General features: G+C 50.4%; 15 protein-coding genes. 6 read left to right on the top strand and 9 right to left on the bottom strand.

The window, feature by feature from the left end:
* Positions 1-60: 60 nt before the first annotated feature.
* The 6 genes from BM185_RS02560 to gloB form a co-directional block, all read right to left on the bottom strand.
* Entirely contained in the window at positions 61-1,674 is a 1,614-nt protein-coding gene (locus BM185_RS02560) for an ABC transporter ATP-binding protein (protein WP_091958788.1), read from the bottom strand.
* Positions 1,671-2,735: an ABC transporter permease gene (locus BM185_RS02565; protein WP_245751658.1), complete on the bottom strand. Its 1,065-nt coding sequence runs from the start codon at positions 2,733-2,735 to the stop codon at positions 1,671-1,673. The genes BM185_RS02560 and BM185_RS02565 overlap by 4 nt, the downstream gene beginning before the upstream one ends.
* Positions 2,736-2,738: 3 nt before the next feature.
* The gene (locus BM185_RS02570) at positions 2,739-3,821 is read right to left on the bottom strand and encodes a microcin C ABC transporter permease YejB (RefSeq protein WP_091958791.1); all 1,083 of its coding nucleotides are present in this window, start codon (positions 3,819-3,821) and stop codon (positions 2,739-2,741) included.
* A gap of 9 nt (positions 3,822-3,830) precedes the next feature.
* A complete protein-coding gene (locus tag BM185_RS02575; protein ID WP_091958794.1) occupies positions 3,831-5,642 on the bottom strand; it encodes an extracellular solute-binding protein in 1,812 nt (603 codons plus the stop codon).
* A gap of 12 nt (positions 5,643-5,654) precedes the next feature.
* On the bottom strand, positions 5,655-7,289 hold the full coding sequence (locus BM185_RS02580; RefSeq protein ID WP_177203446.1) for a lytic transglycosylase: 1,635 nt from the start codon (positions 7,287-7,289) through the stop codon (positions 5,655-5,657).
* Between the two features lie 221 nt (positions 7,290-7,510).
* Positions 7,511-8,293 carry a hydroxyacylglutathione hydrolase gene (gene gloB, locus BM185_RS02585; protein ID WP_091958801.1) on the bottom strand — a complete coding sequence of 261 codons (783 nt, stop codon included), beginning with the start codon at positions 8,291-8,293 and terminating at the stop codon, positions 7,511-7,513.
* A gap of 47 nt (positions 8,294-8,340) precedes the next feature.
* On the opposite strand from gloB, the gene BM185_RS02590 reads away from it, so the two are divergent.
* Genes BM185_RS02590 through nudC form a run of 4 tightly spaced genes read left to right on the top strand, consistent with a single transcriptional unit; the run spans position 8,341 to position 11,201 of the window.
* Positions 8,341-9,129 carry a class I SAM-dependent methyltransferase gene (locus BM185_RS02590; RefSeq protein WP_091958804.1) on the top strand — a complete coding sequence of 263 codons (789 nt, stop codon included), beginning with the start codon at positions 8,341-8,343 and terminating at the stop codon, positions 9,127-9,129.
* Positions 9,130-9,138: 9 nt separating this feature from the next.
* Positions 9,139-9,594 carry a ribonuclease HI gene (gene rnhA, locus BM185_RS02595; RefSeq protein WP_091958807.1) on the top strand — a complete coding sequence of 152 codons (456 nt, stop codon included), beginning with the start codon at positions 9,139-9,141 and terminating at the stop codon, positions 9,592-9,594.
* A 12-nt stretch (positions 9,595-9,606) separates the two neighbouring features.
* Positions 9,607-10,344 (top strand): DNA polymerase III subunit epsilon, encoded by a 738-nt coding sequence (gene dnaQ / locus BM185_RS02600; RefSeq protein WP_091958810.1) that lies wholly within the window; start codon positions 9,607-9,609, stop codon positions 10,342-10,344.
* The gene (gene nudC, locus BM185_RS02605; protein WP_091958814.1) at positions 10,344-11,201 is read left to right on the top strand and encodes an NAD(+) diphosphatase; all 858 of its coding nucleotides are present in this window, start codon (positions 10,344-10,346) and stop codon (positions 11,199-11,201) included. The genes dnaQ and nudC overlap by 1 nt, the downstream gene beginning before the upstream one ends.
* Positions 11,202-11,220: 19 nt before the next feature.
* Here the strand turns inward: nudC and BM185_RS02610 are convergent, their stop codons facing one another.
* The 3 genes from BM185_RS02610 to BM185_RS02620 all read right to left on the bottom strand — a co-directional run bounded on the left by BM185_RS02610 (position 11,221) and on the right by BM185_RS02620 (position 13,234).
* Positions 11,221-11,886, bottom strand: a complete 666-nt coding sequence (locus BM185_RS02610; RefSeq protein ID WP_091958817.1) for a hypothetical protein — start codon at positions 11,884-11,886, stop codon at positions 11,221-11,223.
* Between the two features lie 35 nt (positions 11,887-11,921).
* Entirely contained in the window at positions 11,922-12,551 is a 630-nt protein-coding gene (locus tag BM185_RS02615; RefSeq protein WP_091958821.1) for a hypothetical protein, read from the bottom strand.
* Positions 12,552-12,757: 206 nt separating this feature from the next.
* Positions 12,758-13,234, bottom strand: a complete 477-nt coding sequence (locus BM185_RS02620; protein WP_091958824.1) for a hypothetical protein — start codon at positions 13,232-13,234, stop codon at positions 12,758-12,760.
* Between the two features lie 218 nt (positions 13,235-13,452).
* Here BM185_RS02620 and topA point away from each other — a divergent pair, with 218 nt between their 5' ends.
* Both topA and BM185_RS02630 read left to right on the top strand, forming a co-directional pair.
* Positions 13,453-16,059, top strand: coding sequence for a type I DNA topoisomerase (topA, locus tag BM185_RS02625; protein WP_091958827.1), 2,607 nt, complete (start codon positions 13,453-13,455; stop codon positions 16,057-16,059).
* Positions 16,059-16,604: a DUF6586 family protein gene (locus tag BM185_RS02630; RefSeq protein ID WP_091958830.1), complete on the top strand. Its 546-nt coding sequence runs from the start codon at positions 16,059-16,061 to the stop codon at positions 16,602-16,604. Before topA ends, BM185_RS02630 begins: the two co-directional genes overlap by 1 nt.
* The last annotated feature ends 5 nt before the right edge of the window (positions 16,605-16,609 follow it).

Below are 16,609 nucleotides of genomic sequence, written 5' to 3' on the forward strand. Positions count from 1 at the left end.
GCTAGCTTAACGCTAGTGCAGCAAAGTGGCTAGTTATCCAGTCAAAAAACTTAGTTTTATCTACTGTTTAGTGAAACCTGCCGCCAAAAGCAACTGACGGGTATAAGCCTGTTGCGGCTGGCTGAACAGCTGTTCGGTAGCGGCTTCTTCGATTAAGCGTCCCGCTTGCATCACCATTATCCGATGACTCAGGGCGCGAACGACCCTTAAATCATGGCTAATGAAAAGGTAAGCCAGCTGGTGGCGTTTTTGTAGTTCTCTGAGTAACTCAATGACCTGAGCCTGAACACTTCTATCCAGAGCAGAAGTAGGTTCATCCAAAACCAAAAGCCGGGGTTTTAAAATCAGGGCGCGGGCAATGGCGATACGTTGCCGCTGGCCGCCTGAGAATTCATGGGGGTAGCGATGACGAACAGCGGTTTCCAAGCCAACTTCCTGCAAAACCTGACAGACCTGGGTGTCCACTTCTTCAGCTGAAAGCTCTGGATGGTGGAGCTTCAAGCCTTCGGCAACAATGTCGGCGACACTCATACGTGGACTAAGGCTGCCATAGGGGTCTTGAAAGACCACCTGCATCTTGCGACGCCAGGGCAATAAAGCCTTCTGGTCAAGGCCTTCCAGTGCCTGTCCTTCCAGTTGAATAGTGCCTTGGGCCATCGACTGCAGACGCAGCAGGGCCAGGGCTAGAGTGGTTTTGCCGGAGCCGCTTTCCCCAACGATGCCTAGAGTCTCACCGGGCCTGAGTTCGAGGTTCAAGTCTTCAACGGCAACAAAAGGGGGCTTTTTTTTCCAAGGCAGAATGGAGTTGCTGGCCCGGGTAAATTCAACACGTAGATTCTTGCCGAGGAGCAGGGGTTGGTTACCTGGAACCGGATAGGGGCTCCCTGTCGGCTCGCTGGCTAGCAGATGGCGGGTATAGGCTTCCTGCGGGCTTTCAAAGAGAGCTGCTGTGGACTGGGTTTCTACCTGCTTGCCCTGGTGGAGAACACTGACTCTATCGGCATATTGACGGACCAGATTAAGGTCATGGGTGATCAGGAGAATGGCCATGCCAAACTCCTGTTGCAAATCCTTGAGCAGATCCAAAATCTGCTTTTGCACGGTTACATCCAGGGCTGTTGTGGGTTCATCAGCCAGCAGGATGTCAGGGTTATTGGCCAGCGCCATGGCAATCATGACCCTCTGTCTTTGCCCACCAGAGAGTTGATGAGGCCAAGCCTGGGCCAGGCGTTCCGGCTCAGGTAAGCGGACTGCTTTCAGAAGCTCCAGGCAGCGCTGATAAGCCGCTTGCCCCACCAATCCCTGGTGCAAACGCAGGGTTTCTGCTATCTGCTTGTGAACCCGATGCAAGGGATTCAGTGAAGTCATGGGTTCCTGGAAAATCATCGCCAGACGCTTGCCACGCAGGGGGCGCAGCTTGGATTCGGGCAGTTGCACCAAATCCAAACTGGCTTCTGATTGCTGAGACTGCAAAAGAATACTGCCGCTGACCTTTGCATTCTCGGGCAGTAGTCCCAAGCTGGCCAGGGCCGTCACAGATTTGCCGGAGCCACTTTCACCAACCAGGGCCAGGGTTTCTCCGGCATACAGATCCAAATCCAAAGAATCCAGTGCCGGGGCATTGTCACCAAAAGTGATTTTTAACTGGCGAAAGCTCAGTTGTGGCCGCTTCATGCTTTCTTCTCCCGAGGTGCCAGGGTTTTACGGGGGTCGAAAGCATCTCTGACGCCTTCACCGATGAAAACCAGTAAAGTCAGCAGAATCGCTAGCGTCATAAAAGCAGTGATGCCCAGCCAGGGGGCATGCAGATTAGTCTTGCCCTGAGCAACCAGTTCACCCAACGAGGGGGTGCCCGGGGGCATGCCAAAGCCTAAGAAATCCAGAGCGGTCAGAGTGGTAACGGCCCCGGTAAAGAGAAAGGGTAGAAAGGTCAGAGTGGCCACCAGAGCATTGGGGAGCACATGACGCCAAATAATTTGCCGGTTGGGCAGGCCCAGGGCACGGGCAGCTCGCACATATTCCAGGTTCCTGGCGCGTAGGCATTCGGCACGAACCAGATCGACGAGGGCTGTCCAACTGAAGAGTAAGAGAATCAGCAGTAGCCACCAAAAACCGGGATTGATAATACTGGACAGAATGATGAGAACAAAAAGGGTCGGCAAGCCAGTCCAGATTTCAATAAAACGCTGCCCCCAAAGATCCAAGCGGCCACCGTAATAGCCCTGAAGGGCACCCACCATAACACCCACCACACTACTGCCCAGAGTGAGAATCAGCGCAAACAGGATGGACAGCCGCAGGCTATAGATGACTCGGGCCATAACATCCCGTCCCTGATCATCAGTGCCCAGCCAATTTTCTGCTGAGGGGGGCGTAGGTGCTGGTTGGGTGAGTTCATAATTAATAGTGGAAGCCCCAAAGCGAATAATGGGCCACAGCATCCAGCCCTCTTCAGTGATGAGTTCGGCCAGGTAGCTATCGCGATAGTCAGCTGTAATTGGCAGGTCGCCGCCAAAGGTGGTTTCCGGGTAGTCTTCTATCAAGGGGAAGTAGAAACTGCCCTGATAATTCACCACTAGTGGCTTGCTGTTGGCGACTAATTCGGCCATTAAGCTGATCGCAAATATAAACAGGAAAATCCATAGTGACCACCAGGCCCGGCGGTTGGACTTAAACAGCTGCCAGCGATGCTGATTAAGCGGTGAAAGTCGGGATAACATCAAGCCTTGACTCATTCCTCACTGCTCCCGGGAAGAAAAGTCGATACGTGGGTCGATCAGCATATAAGTCAGATCACTGATTAATTTGAGCAGCAAACCGATCAGAGTAAACAGATAGAGGGTGCCAAAAACCACTGGATAGTCCCTTTGGACAACGGCTTCAAAGCCCAAGAGCCCCAAGCCATCCAGGGAGAAGATCACTTCAATCAGTAGTGAACCAGTGAAAAAGATACTGACCAGGGCGGCTGGCATACCGGCAATGATAATCAGCATGGCATTGCGAAACACGTGTCCATAGAGTACCTGGCGGTCGGTAGCACCCTTGGCGCGTGCGGTTAGGACGTACTGCTTGTGAATTTCATCCAGAAAGGAGTTTTTGGTCAGCAGGGTCAAGGTAGCAAAGCCGGAAATAGTCATTGCCAGCACCGGTAACGTCAGGTGCCAGAAGTAATCGACAATTTTCCCAAACAAGCTGAGTTCGTGGAAATTATCCGAAGTCAGACCGCGTAAAGGAAACCAGTCCAGATAGCTGCCACCGGCAAACAATACAATCAGCAGTATGGCAAATAAGAAGCCAGGGATGGCATAGCCAACGATAACCACTGAAGAAGTCCAGACATCAAAGCGGCTACCATGAGTGATGGCTTTACGGATACCCAGGGGAATGGAAATCAGATAAATCAATAGCGTGGACCAAAGCCCCAAAGAAATGGATACCGGCATTTTTTCCAGGATCAGTTCACCAACACTGCGTCCCCGAAAAAAGCTTTCACCTAAATCAAAGCGCAGATAATTGCCAACCATTAGGAAAAAGCGTTCATGCACCGGCTTATCAAAACCAAACTGCTGTTCCAGCTCAGCAATAAACTGGGCATCTATGCCTTGCGAGCCGCGATAGCTGGAGTCATCACTACGGGAAACTTCGGAAGCTGCTGAGGAATCCATCCGGGTGCTGCTCATGGAGTCAATGCCCCCCATTTGAGCCATCACTTGCTCGATGGGGCCGCCGGGTGCAGCCTGGATGATGGCAAAATTGAGCAGCAGAATGCCCAGCAGAGTGGGTGGTATCAGTGCCAGACGTCTTAAGAGATAGGGATACATTGCCGGCGCTTATTCCTCAACCCACCAGGCACTGGTTGGCAGGCCATAGGGTGGACGTACTTCTGGAATTTGAATGCTCTTGTGTCGGGCCACACGGTACTCATTGAGATGCCAATGCGGAATCACATAGTGACCGTGAAGAAGTACACGATCCAGCGCTCGGGTTGTTTGGATCAGGGTGTCACGATCCTTGGCGGAAATCAGCTTTTCGACCAGGGCATCAACCACTGGATCTTCAATACCGGAAAGGTTGCGACCATCGCTGGCCTGGGCAAATTCAGAGTGGAAGTACTCTCTTTGCTCGTTGCCAGGAGAAAGGCTCTGACCCAGTGTCGATACCGTCATGTCAAAATCAAATTCGCGCAGGCGGTTTAGGTATTGAGTGACATCAACGACCCTGACATCCATACGAATACCGACTCTTTCCAGATTCTGACGCCAGGGCAAGACCACCCGTTCAAAGGAAGAGTCATGCAGCAGAATTTCAAAGCGCAGCTGCTGGCCTTCACTATTGACCAGACGACGGCCTTCCATGGTCCAACCGGCTTCATTCAGTAGGCTTAAGGCCTTGCGCATCTGTGCACGAATATTGCCACTGCCATCGGTTTCCGGGAGGGTATATTGAGTGGTGAAAACGCTTTCTGGCAGCTGGTCACGGAAGGTTTCAAGCAGTTCCAGTTCCTTGCCTTCGGGCAGCCCTTCAGCGGCCAGTTCAGAATTACTGTAATAGCTGAGCGTACGGGTGTAAGCATTATGGAAAAGCTGCTGGTTGGTCCATTCAAAATCAAAGAGCTGTGTCAGCGCCAGACGAACCTTGGGGTTCTTGAAAACATCTTTGCGGGTGTTGAAGAAAAAGCCCTGCATCCCCGAAGAGTTTTCGTGGGGAATGCTCTCCAAGACGATATCGCCACGGGAAAGGGCGGGGCCGGAATAGCCTTCGGCCCAGTTGCGTGCAATGTTTTCCAGTCGGAAGTCCAGACGGCCTGCTTTGAAGGCTTCCAAGGCTACCGTGGCATCACGATAATAATCCACGACCAGCCGATCAATATTATGGCGCCCCCGATTAACGGGTAGATCGGCACCCCAGTAATCCTCAACCCGCTGATAAACAATGCGACGGCCAGGGTCTACTTCAGCAATTTCGTAAGGGCCACTCCCAACAGGCTTTTCAAGTGTTGCCTGTCGGAAGTCTCTGTCTTCCCAGTAGTGTTTGGGCAGTATGGGAACCTGGCCGATGATTAGTGGTAGTTCACGATTGTTCACATTACCCAGTTGAAAACGTATTCGCTGGCTATCTAGAACCTCAATCTCAGTGATATCGGCATAATAGGCACGATAGAAGGGGCGCCCTTGGGTTCTTAGCCGTTCAAAAGTAAAGGCAACATCCTCGGCAGTAACCGGCTGGCCATCATTGAATCTGGCTTCTTCGCGGAGCTGAAATTCAATCCATTTGCCTTCAGCGTCCAGGCGCATGCATTTAGCAAGCAGCCCATATTCGGTAAAGGGTTCATCCGAGGTGTTGTAAGTCAGGCTATCGTAAAGGTTGCCCAGGCCAGTGGCGGGGGTGCCCTGAATAATAAAAGGGTTGAGGCTGTCAAAGGTGCCCAGAGTTGCCTGACGCATACGGCCGCCCTTGGGTGCATTCGGATTGACGTAATCCAGATGCTCAAAATCAGCCGGGTATTTGGGTTCACCATGCAAAGCCAGAGCAGGTACGCACTCCTCTGCCAGGGCTGCTGAAGTCCATCCAATCAGACCGAAAAACAGGAGAGGGGTCAAAACACCTTTTAAGCCTATGAAGGACAACCTGGTTTCCGGCATGGTTTCTCCTAATTAGTTCCGGGTGACGTCAATATGCAGGGTCAGATTCTGACCGGGCTGCAAATAAGTATTGGGATTGATATTATTCCAGCGGCTTATATCGCTCACTGAAACTTTGAAACGATTAGCAATTCTAGCCAAGCTGTCGCCTGATCGAACCTGATAAGTGACCCTACGCATGACACTGCGGCTATTGTTGTTGGCCAGTGCCTGGGCATTATCTGAACGTGACCAGATCACCAGACGTTGGCCCGCCATGAGAGGGTCGCCTGGTGCCATGTTATTCCAGCTTGCCAACTCCCTAACTGAGACACTGTGGTTTCTGGCAAGTTTCCAGAAGCTGTCACCTGAGCGCACGATATGCTCGACGCGTTCACCATTACGGCGTACATTTTGATGACGCTGCAGTCTCTGGTTCTCGCTAAGAGCATACTCACTGGCGTTTTGGCTAGGAATAGGAATCAACAGCTCACTGCCCGCCCGGATAATATCGCCTCTCAGTTGATTGGCTTCACGAATCATTCCAGGAGTGGTATTGAATCGGTTGGAAATAGTCAGCAGGCTGTCACCGGACTGAATCTGGTAACGTTGCCAGCTCATGCGTCTTTCAGGCGGCAATTCCTTTAGATTTTCTCTCAGCAGGCTCGCATGTTGATAAGGGACCAACAGCTTGTGAGGTCCGTCAGGGCTGGTTGCCCACTGGCTAAAGCCAGGGTTTAGCAGATAAAGCTCATTCATGCTGATTTCAGCGAGCTCAGCAGCCTTGGCTAGATCCAGCTGACCCTGGATATCGACTTCTGCAAAATAGGGTTGGTTGGGTAGCGACTTAAGAGCTACACCGTGTCTTTCTGGATCTCTGACCAGTTGGGATAGTGCAACCATTTTTGGAACATAGGCCCGGGTTTCAGCGGGTAGAGTGGAAAGGTTCCAGTAGTTGCCATCGCCACCACGGTTGCGGTTGTTGCGGATCGCACGATTGACGTTGCCACCCCCAGCATTATAAGCAGCCAGAGCCAAATGCCAGTCGCCAAAACGGTTATAGAGGCGTTCCAAATAAGTTAAAGCAGCATCAGTCGATGCAATAATATCCCTGCGCCCGTCATACCACCAGTTGTTATCCAAACCAAAATAACGTGCAGTGCCAGGAATGAATTGCCACATGCCTGAAGCGCGTCCATGTGAATAGGCAAAAGGATCATAGGCACTTTCCACGATGGGCAGCAGGGCCAGTTCACCGGGAAGTCCACGGCGTTCTATTTCTTCAATGACATGAAAGAGGTAACGGTTGGCACGGGCGGCCACTCTATCCAGATAGCCTGGGTGGCGCCGATACCAGTTGAGTTGAGCCTGGACTCTGGGGCTCTGGTTGCTGATGTCCATGGCAAAGTTTTCACGCAGCCGATCCCAGAGATCGTATTCGGGGAGACTGGCTTCCTTCCAATGACGCCAGTCAGGGCCTTCATTAATAGCCAGCAGGCTGGATAAGCCTTGATGGTCATCGTGAAAACGATAGCTGGACAGCTTTTGGGTGGACTCGAGTTGACTCCACAGACTGGAACCCAAAGCAAGGCGTTCTTGCGCTTCCTGCTCCTGCTGTTGGCGCTCCCTTTCTGCTTGCCGCGCTGCCTGAGCTTCAGGATCCAGCATCAGGCTTTGGCAGCCACTAACGACGAGGCTGATGCCCAAGATTAAAAACAGCGGACAGGGTCTGAAGTTGCAATGTTTAGCCAGTGGCAAAAGTAAAGGCTTTATAGAAATGGGCATAGGAAATTTTTAGCTGTCATCGTTGAGGTTTGAATTAAAAAACAGCTGCCATTCTATTCATGGCAAAGACATCTCACAAGTAATCCCTGGTGAACAAAGGTTAATCAAGCCGAATCCTTCCATTTTCTGAGGGTTGCAAAAACGTCAACGGGCTCTTTTAAAGAGGTTTGTTGTGCCTTGTTGCTGGCCGATTGAATCACTTCAGGCACTTCAACTCTTAAAAAAGGGTTGGTTGCTTTCTCGTCAACAATAGTAGAAGGAAGGGTGGGCTTATGTTCAGCCCTGAGTTTTTCACAGGCTTGATAGCGCTCTTGAAGGGCCTGGTTGCCTGGTTCCACTTCAAGTGCAAACTGCAAATTTTTCAAAGTATATTCATGGGCAGCAAAGACCAGCGTTTTTTCAGGTAACTGGGCTAAACTTTGAAGGGAGGCATGCATCTGCTCAGGTGTGCCTTCAAAGAGCCTTCCACAACCGCCTGCAAAAAGGGTATCGCCGCAAAAAAGCAGTGGGGGTGACTGGTCGGCAATATAAAAGGCCAGATGGCCAAGGGTGTGTCCGGGAACTTCCATGACTTGAACTGTTTCACCCAAGACTTGGAAGCGATCACCAGCGGCCACTTGAAGACTGAGCTTGGGAAGACGATAAACGTCCTGAAAGGATCCAATGATTGTTGTTGAAGGCTGGGCCAACTCTTCAACTCCGCCAATATGATCAGGATGATGGTGGGTTAGGAGTATACCTTCAAGCTGAAGGTCCTGGCTTTGGATATAGCGTTGAACGGGTGCAGCCTCACCGGGATCAACAACCCAGCAGCGCTTGTCACCTCTTAAGCGGAGTAACCAGATATAATTGTCGCTAAAGGCTGGAAGTGCGATAACATCAAGCATGGTTTCATTCCTAGTTTTGTTTATTAGATTACTTTACGGCAGATGTTATGAGTGTGCAAAGTCAGCAGGCGCAACTTAATCAACAAGTTTGGCAGGCTTGGCAGACATTTTGGGCCTCGACCCTGGGTCAAGAAGTCCTGGCGACAGAAACCCGAATGCTCAAACCTCTGTTGGAAAATGCCCGAGGCTACCATCTATTACTGTTGGGAAGCCTGCCAGGTGAAGCAATTTTAAAAGATGCAGGTATTCGCCATCACCTGGAATGGCGGCCTTCATTGGAAGTGGCTGAAAAGGATTCGTGCCTGATTGCTGACCCGGCAGCGCTGCCTTTACCTGATGATTCTATGGACCTGGTTATCCTGCAGCATTCACTGGAGCTTTTTGCCAGGCCTCATGCGCTTTTAAAAGAGGCGGCCAGGGTTACCTTGGCAAAAGGGGAGCTAATCCTAATCGGGTTTAACCCAGTTAGTCTTTGGGGTTTGGCGCGCATGCTACCCGCCTTTATGCAGGCAGAGCCGCTAAGAAACCTCAAACAGGCTGATTTGATCAGTCAGGCCAAATTAGCTGATTGGCTGGAATTTCTGGATCTTAAAAAAGAAAGTGAGCAGCAGTTATTTCATCGTCCTCCGTGTAACCGCTTGCGTATTCAGCAAAAGCTGCGCTCCTGGGATGAGCGGCTGGACAATAAAGACTGGCCCCTGGCCGGTATTTATCTACTACGCATTAAAAAGCGAATCGGTAGTCCTCTTAGACCTATACCGGCATGGAAAAAAACTGGCTGGCTGCCTTTGCAGCCGGTAAGCTCCCCAACCCGCAATAGTCTTAAAAATCGTTAAGCAGAGTTTATGTCAGAATCACAAAAAGTCATCATCTATACTGATGGAGCCTGTAAAGGTAACCCTGGCCCAGGTGGTTGGGGTGCCTGGCTTCGTTATGGCGGCAAGGAAAAAAGCCTCTGGGGTGGAGAAAATCCAACCACCAATAATCGTATGGAGCTACTGGCTGCTATCAAGGCGCTGGAAGCCCTGAAGCGTCCTTGTGACGTTGAGCTGCATACTGACTCTCAATATTTACGCCAGGGCATCACCCAGTGGATGGCAAATTGGAAGCGCAAAAACTGGAAAACCGCAGGCGGTAGTGCAGTTAAAAATAAAGACCTTTGGCTGCGTTTGAACGAACAAGCCAACCAGCATTCTATTGACTGGCGCTGGGTGAAGGGACATGCCGGAGATCCAGGCAATGAAAAGGCTGATGAGCTGGCAAATCGGGGTGTCACTGATCCGCAGATGCAAGAAAGGTAAAAAAGGTTAGTTATGAGACAAATAGTACTGGACACGGAAACCACGGGTATTGACCCCAAAGATGGGCACAAGCTAATAGAAATCGGCTGTGTTGAGCTGGTGGGGCGCAAGTTTACCGGCAACAACTTCCATGTTTACCTGAACCCGCAAAGGGAAGTTGACGAAGAAGCGGCACGTGTGCATGGCTTCACCTGGGAAATGCTTCAGGACAAGCCTTTGTTTGCAGCAGTAGCCGATGACTTCTTGGAATATGTCAAAGGGGGTGAGCTGCTGATTCATAACGCGCCCTTTGATGTGGGGTTTATCGATGCGGAATTGGAGTCGCTGAATCAGGCCTTGGGTGAAAAACGCTATGGACGCCTGGCTGATTATTGCAGCATTTTTGATACCCTGACCTTTGCGCGGCAACGCCATCCCGGGCAAAGAAACAGCCTGGATGCGCTTTGTAAACGCTATGAAGTCGACAATACCGGCCGAACCCTGCACGGCGCTTTGCTTGACTCGGAAATTTTGGCTGATGTTTATCTAAATATGACTGGGGGTCAAACAGCCCTTTCTTTAAGTGATGACAGTGAAGGCTTGTCTGGCAGTCGTTCGGGCTCAACCACTAGCAGAAGGCCGTTGGATGCATCGCGCCCTGCCTTAAAAGTCATTCAACCTAGTGATCTGGAAATCCAGGCCCACCAAGCTAAATTACAAGAATTGCAACAAAAGGCCGGACACTGCCTTTGGATGGAGCAGGATAACTAATGTGGCACTCTTTGCAGGCTGACTTTCCCCAGCAGCTTCCACTGACAGACTTTGAGCGCGGCCCCCTGCGCCCTCAGCCGGGTGAGCCTGTGGCTTTGTTTCACTGGGGAGCAGGGCGTATTCAGGCGGTTAACTCAGCTGAACAACAGCTGCCAGCATGGCTGGAACCCACCTTCTATAACCCTGAAAAACATGCCCGCCTGGTGGTGATGGGACGCTGGAAAGAGCGTCTTTTGCTGATTCGTGTTGCCACACCTGCTGAAGCCAAAAAAGAGGACTGGCCCGGATTAAGAAGTTGGTTGCTTCAGGCCAGTGCCGAAGAGTTTGATCTACTTGCCACTGCAGCAGGCCTGGCCTCTTGGGATGAGCAGCATCGTTACTGTGGACGTTGTGCAACCCCTACACGACCCAGAAACGATGAATTTTCCCGCGAATGTCCCCGTTGTCATCTGCGTCACTACCCTCGGGTCGCTCCCTGCATCATTACCCTGGTTTGGCGTGAAGATGCTCTGCTATTGGCACGTAGCCCACGTTTTGCGCCTGGAGTTTACTCCACCCTGGCTGGGTTTATTGAAACAGGGGAGTCGGCAGAGCAGGCTTTGCATCGTGAAGTTAAAGAAGAAGTAGGGGTTCAGGTCGGTAATCTACGTTACCTGGGCAGCCAGGCTTGGCCCTTCCCACATTCATTGATGCTGGGTTATTGGGCTGAGTACCAGGGTGGTGATATTCAATTGGAAGAAGAGGAAATTGAAGATGCCCAGTGGTTCCCCCTCGACCAATTGCCCGAATTACCACCCAAAAAGGCCATCTCACGTTACCTAATCGATAGCTTCCTGACCTGGCATTCGGGCAGATGACGCTCTGTTTGTCAAAGCATTAAAAGGCAACTCTAAGTCCTGCTAGTGCAACGGAATAGTGAGATGAGTCGGTTCTGGCATCCCAGCTGCCACCTTTGCGATAAATAGCCATGATGTCGAGAAAAGAGGTTACTCTTTGTGTTAGGCCAGCTTGAAAATCATATTCAAGAAATGCATTGGCATCCCAGTTGGTACTGAAAGGTTCAAGCATCACATCAGCACCTAGGTAAGCTTTGGTCTTAGGTGTTAGCAGGTGCCCTAGATGCATGGTTACTCCTATGCCATAGCGATCAATAGGGCCTTCTGATTCATTTTTATAAATAAAAGCGCCACCGGATAAGGCAACAGGAGGGCTCTTTTTTGGTGTGTCGTCATAACTAAAAGTATCTGCAAAAACACCTAGCCGAGTCGAACTGTACTCTTGCTTGCCTAGGTTAACTCCATTCACTTTAAGTGTATCTTCGACTTCAAAATGGCTTATATAGATGTTTTGGAAAGTTTTCCCTTCATCTTGCCATCCACCAAGACCGACTGAGATAAAGCTGGCATCACTGCCTAACATATAGGTAGCAGTAGGCCATCGCTTTATCTTTTCTTTATTGTCGCTATTTTTCTCAGCAAGAGCCAGGCTGCTAAATGAATAGGTTAGTGCTAAGAGCAGTAAACATGATAGATGCTTTTTCATAAATTTCCTTATCTAGGTGTAGAGTGCTGGAGTGATTAAAAGTGAAAGCGCCAAGCAAGAGTAAGCTGCCGATCGTCGTAGTCAGTAAAGGCTAAATAGTAGTTGCGGCGGCTATTGGTTCTGATGTCCAAGGCTGCATGAATGGCGGAATCATTCTTTACATCTAGGTTTAAGTTTTTGTAACCTAGTTTGAAAGCAAGCGAATGATCAAACCGGTAGATAAACCCTAGGTCGCTTCCCCTTCCATCATTGTTAGCACTTGAGCAACTGGATCCACAAGCTTCAACCTCACGCTTTACTCGATAGAGTTTTCCGTATAAATCCAAGTTATTCGATAAAGTTAACTGGGTTCCACCACCATAATAAGATCTTTTGACAGTAAGTTCAGCACCCCCTTCCCTGTCCATAAAATACTCAGTTTCATAAAATGCAAATAGGGGTTTTACAGGCTGTAAAGATATTGAAATGTTGAGTCCAGGTAAGCGGCTAAAGCTCTCTTGGCTTTGGTGGCTGGTTGTCACCTGACTTTCTTCATTCAGTGTTAGGATGCTGAAGCCAAGTTGTAAGTAGCTAAAATCCTTGTTCTCTGAATGGGCAGGTAGCGACAAGGAAATAAGAGTTAAGAAAATTGAGATGGTTTTTAAGCCTGGAATGGATCTGTGCATCCAGCTTCTCCTTATGATCCGGGTTACATCCGTAGCCGCGCAACCTTTGAGTTTCAAGGCTGAGCGCCTTAAGTGATGGGGATGGCTTAACCTATATATCAAAAAGGTATTCTGTGTTGTTGGTCTCTCCTCTAAGGGTCACCTTAACGTAATATAAAGAGGAGAGAAGTATCTTAGATTAAAAATAGAATTTCAAGGCTTGGCCGCTAACCGCGCTTACACCGGGTGATGAAATTTTCCCGTGTATGCTTGAGGTGAAGGTCACGATTGGTTAGTTGCAGGATTTCAAAACGGTCACTGCTTTGTGCGTTGTTAAATTGGTCGGCTTTGAGGATACCCAGGTCATGAAACTGCTGGGCGGTGGCATTGTCGGGTCGAAATTCACTGTTGCGGGTTTCGATGAGTAGATGGCCGTTTTCGATGCTCCAGTCACCATCACCACGAAAGCGATAGAGTAGCTGGTTTCCGGCAAATTCAGCTTGCAGGCTTCCCCCGAGATTAAATTGTCGATTCGGGGAAAACTGGTGCTCATAGTCCAGTTGTACTATCACTTGAGGGTCAGGGTGTAAACGTTGCTGGCATTGCCAAGTGCCTGTAATCTGGCCTGCATCTGCATGTAGGTTGCTTGACAGTGTTCCCAGCAGCAAAAGGGCTGCGCCTGCTAGAAAGGGTTTTGGATGCATTTTGTTCTCCTGGATTGAAGGCCTTTTCTACCATTTTTTACAGGAGGCTGTCAGTCACTTTTATTCGTAGCAGGCTGGAAACCTGACCAATGCTAGGTTACTGTAGTGCCCTTTTGGGCCAGGTTACGTCTGAAATCTAGCGGTTTCGCCAGTTTTCATACCTAAGCTGGTTACTTGGATTGCATCCGATATTTCATTTTTACAGGATAGTCACAGGAATGGGTAAATCACTGGTCATTGTCGAATCACCGGCCAAAGCCAAGACCATCAACAAATATCTGGGTAACGACTTTATTGTCAAATCCAGTGTCGGTCATATCCGCGATCTGCCAGTTAGTGGCAGTGGCAAGACCAACCGCAGCAAAGCGGGAGGCAAAAAAAGCACTACTACGGACAAAAAGAAGAAGGCACAAGAGCAGTTGGTTGCCCGCATGGGGATAGACCCTGAGCAGGGTTGGAAAGCCCATTATGAAATCCTGCCTGGTAAGGAAAAGGTTGTTAGTGAGCTTAAAAAACTCGCCAAAGATGCCGACACCATCTATCTGGCAACGGATTTGGATCGCGAAGGGGAAGCCATTGCCTGGCACCTGCGCGAATCTCTGGGCGGAGATGACACCCGCTATCGTCGAGTGGTATTCAATGAAATAACCAAAAAGGCGATTACCCAGGCGTTTGAAGATCCTGGGCGCTTGGATATCAACCGGGTGAATGCGCAACAGGCAAGGCGTTTTCTGGACCGGGTGGTTGGTTACATGGTATCGCCGCTGCTCTGGTCTAAGGTGGCGCGAGGCCTTTCAGCTGGCAGAGTGCAATCAGTTGCGGTACGCCTGATTGTCGAGCGCGAAAGAGAAATTCGTGCGTTTATTCCCGAAGAATACTGGGATATAGCGGCCCACCTGGAAAACCAGAAGCAAAGCCTCCTGTCCTGCATGGTGGTGAAGAAGGCTGGAAAAACCTTCCGGCCTGGTAATAAAGAAGAAACGGATCAGGCTTTAGCCGAACTCCAGCCAGCCAGCTATCAGGTTGCGGACCGCGAAGACAAGCCAACTTCCAGCCGTCCTGGTGCTCCTTATATCACTTCAACCCTGCAGCAGGCAGCCAGTACCCGTCTGGGCTTTTCAGTTAAAAAGACCATGACTCTTGCTCAGCGACTTTATGAGGCCGGGCATATCACCTATATGCGTACTGACTCCACCAACCTTTCTCAGGAAGCAGTGGAAAATTGCCGCAATTGGATAGGCAAAGAATTGGGTGAACGCTACCTGCCAGAGAAGCCCAACTCCTACTCCAGCAAAGAAGGGGCTCAAGAGGCACACGAAGCGATCCGGCCATCCAATGTTAAGCTGCAGGGCAAAGACCTTACCGGTATGGAAAGGGACGCCCAGCGTCTTTATGAGTTGATCTGGCGGCAATTTGTGGCCTGTCAGATGCCGCCGGCTCGCTACCTGTCATCGACCATGACGGTTAAAGCTGCCGACTATGAACTGAAAGCCAAGGGTAGGGTATTGCAGTTTGATGGTTTCACCCGCATTCAGCCACCTTCTGGCAAGCAGGCAGAAGACCAGGAGCTGCCGGATGTAAAAGTGGGTGAACAACTGAAGCTGAACCAGTTGGAACCCAAGCAGCATTTTACCAAGCCACCCGCACGTTTTACCGAAGCTGCCCTGGTAAAAGAATTGGAAAAACGGGGTATCGGGCGTCCTTCCACCTATGCCTCGATTATTTCCACGATTCAGGACCGCGGTTATGTGAAGCTGGAAAACCGCCGTTTTTATGCGGAAAAGATGGGTGATATCGTCACTGATCGCCTAGTGGAATCCTTTCAGGATTTGCTGGATTACAGCTTTACAGCCCGTATGGAAGACTCGCTGGATGCGGTTGCTGAAGGTGGCGAAGAATGGAAGCGTTTGTTGGATCGCTTCTATGCAGATTTCAAGCAGCAGCTGGAAAAAGCCCAATCCAGCGAAGGAATGCGACCCAACCAGCCAGTAGATACCGATATTGATTGCCCGACTTGTGGCCGTCATATGCAAATCCGAATTGCTTCGACGGGAACCTTTCTGGGTTGTTCAGGCTATGCGTTGCCTCCCAAAGAGCGTTGTAAAACAACTATCAACCTGATGCCAGGGGATGAGTTTGTAGCGGCCGATGCCGATGATGAAGCTGAAGCCCAGGCTCTAAGAGCCAAGCGCCGCTGCCACAAGTGTGGTACAGCTATGGAAAGCTTTATTATCGATGAAAAGCGCAAGCTGCATATCTGCGGCAATAGTCCGGATTGTGATGGCTACCAGATAGAAGAAGGCCAGTTCAAACTCAAGGGTTATGATGGCCCAACGATAGAGTGCGACAAATGTGGCAGCGAAATGCAGCTGAAAACCGGCCGTTTTGGCAAATACTTTGGTTGCACCAATAGTGAATGCAAGAACACCCGCAAGCTGTTGAAAAATGGTGAGCCTGCACCCCCCAAAATGGATCCGGTGCCCATGCCTGAGCTACAGTGCCAAAAGGTTGATGATCACTATGTGTTAAGAGATGGTGCCAGTGGGCTTTTCCTGGCGGCCAGCCAGTTTCCCAAGAAAAGGGAAACCCGTCCGCCCTTGGTGAGTGAAATCAAGCCGCATAAGGATGAAATTGATCCCAAGCATCACTATATTTTGGAGGCTCCTGAAGCTGATTCGGAAGGTAACCCTACCGTGGTTCGCTTCTCACGCAAATCCAAAGAGCAGTATGTTCAGGCTGAAAAGGATGGTAAATCAACCGGCTTCCGGGCTTTCTGGGATGGCAGCCAGTGGCGTATTGAAGACAAGTCAGCAGGTAAAAAGTAGTGATTCAGGCGCAGCGTCGACGCGTTAATCAAAAACTCTATCAGGCTGAGTTGCTGCTTAAAGCAGCTCAGCAGTCTGAAAATGAGTTGAATCTTGTCGCTTGGCAGCAAGCCTGCCATGAAGCTGCTTTGAATGCTTTGGAAGCTGCCCAGTTAGCCTTTCTCAGAGAAGTGGCTGCGGTTTACCGTCTGCCGGTACAGGCAGTTAGTCGGCCTGAGGACTTGCAAAACCTGGCCGAGGAGCGTCAACAGCGGCTCCCTGAGCTGCAACACTTGCAGGGGGCCTGGAGAGACCCGGTCCACCCGTTAAGTCGCCTGGAGCCCGCTTTGAAAGCGTTGAGGCAGACTCCAGCTGCTGATGAGGCGCCTCAAGCGGGCGAATGGATGCCTGAGTTTGCTGAAGAGACCCAGCCCAGCCTGATTCCGCTGGTTGCAGAAGAAGATTTTGCTAGTTTGGAAGAAAAACAGCTGGCCGAAGCAAGTCTGATGCTTAAGGCCCTTAAAGAATTGCTCCAGGAACTGCGTGAACAGCTGCTGGAGCAATAACTGGC

It is taken from the genome of Marinospirillum celere, from assembly GCF_900112235.1.
Lineage (GTDB): Bacteria > Pseudomonadota > Gammaproteobacteria > Pseudomonadales > Halomonadaceae > Marinospirillum > Marinospirillum celere.

Bases quoted from the DNA above. Each gene is read 5' to 3' on its own strand.
- BM185_RS02620 (WP_091958824.1), bottom strand. From the start codon at position 13,234: ATGCATCCAAAACCCTTTCTAGCAGGCGCAGCCCTTTTGCTGCTGGGA.
- BM185_RS02560 (WP_091958788.1), bottom strand. From the start codon at position 1,674: ATGAAGCGGCCACAACTGAGCTTTCGCCAGTTAAAAATCACTTTTGGT.
- topA (WP_091958827.1), top strand. From the start codon at position 13,453: ATGGGTAAATCACTGGTCATTGTCGAATCACCGGCCAAAGCCAAGACC.
- BM185_RS02565 (WP_245751658.1), bottom strand. From the start codon at position 2,735: ATGAGTCAAGGCTTGATGTTATCCCGACTTTCACCGCTTAATCAGCAT.
- gloB (WP_091958801.1), bottom strand. From the start codon at position 8,293: ATGCTTGATGTTATCGCACTTCCAGCCTTTAGCGACAATTATATCTGG.
- rnhA (WP_091958807.1), top strand. From the start codon at position 9,139: ATGTCAGAATCACAAAAAGTCATCATCTATACTGATGGAGCCTGTAAA.
- BM185_RS02615 (WP_091958821.1), bottom strand. From the start codon at position 12,551: ATGCACAGATCCATTCCAGGCTTAAAAACCATCTCAATTTTCTTAACT.
- BM185_RS02570 (WP_091958791.1), bottom strand. From the start codon at position 3,821: ATGTATCCCTATCTCTTAAGACGTCTGGCACTGATACCACCCACTCTG.
- BM185_RS02590 (WP_091958804.1), top strand. From the start codon at position 8,341: ATGAGTGTGCAAAGTCAGCAGGCGCAACTTAATCAACAAGTTTGGCAG.
- nudC (WP_091958814.1), top strand. From the start codon at position 10,344: ATGTGGCACTCTTTGCAGGCTGACTTTCCCCAGCAGCTTCCACTGACA.
- BM185_RS02575 (WP_091958794.1), bottom strand. From the start codon at position 5,642: ATGCCGGAAACCAGGTTGTCCTTCATAGGCTTAAAAGGTGTTTTGACC.
- BM185_RS02580 (WP_177203446.1), bottom strand. From the start codon at position 7,289: ATGCTGGATCCTGAAGCTCAGGCAGCGCGGCAAGCAGAAAGGGAGCGC.
- dnaQ (WP_091958810.1), top strand. From the start codon at position 9,607: ATGAGACAAATAGTACTGGACACGGAAACCACGGGTATTGACCCCAAA.
- BM185_RS02610 (WP_091958817.1), bottom strand. From the start codon at position 11,886: ATGAAAAAGCATCTATCATGTTTACTGCTCTTAGCACTAACCTATTCA.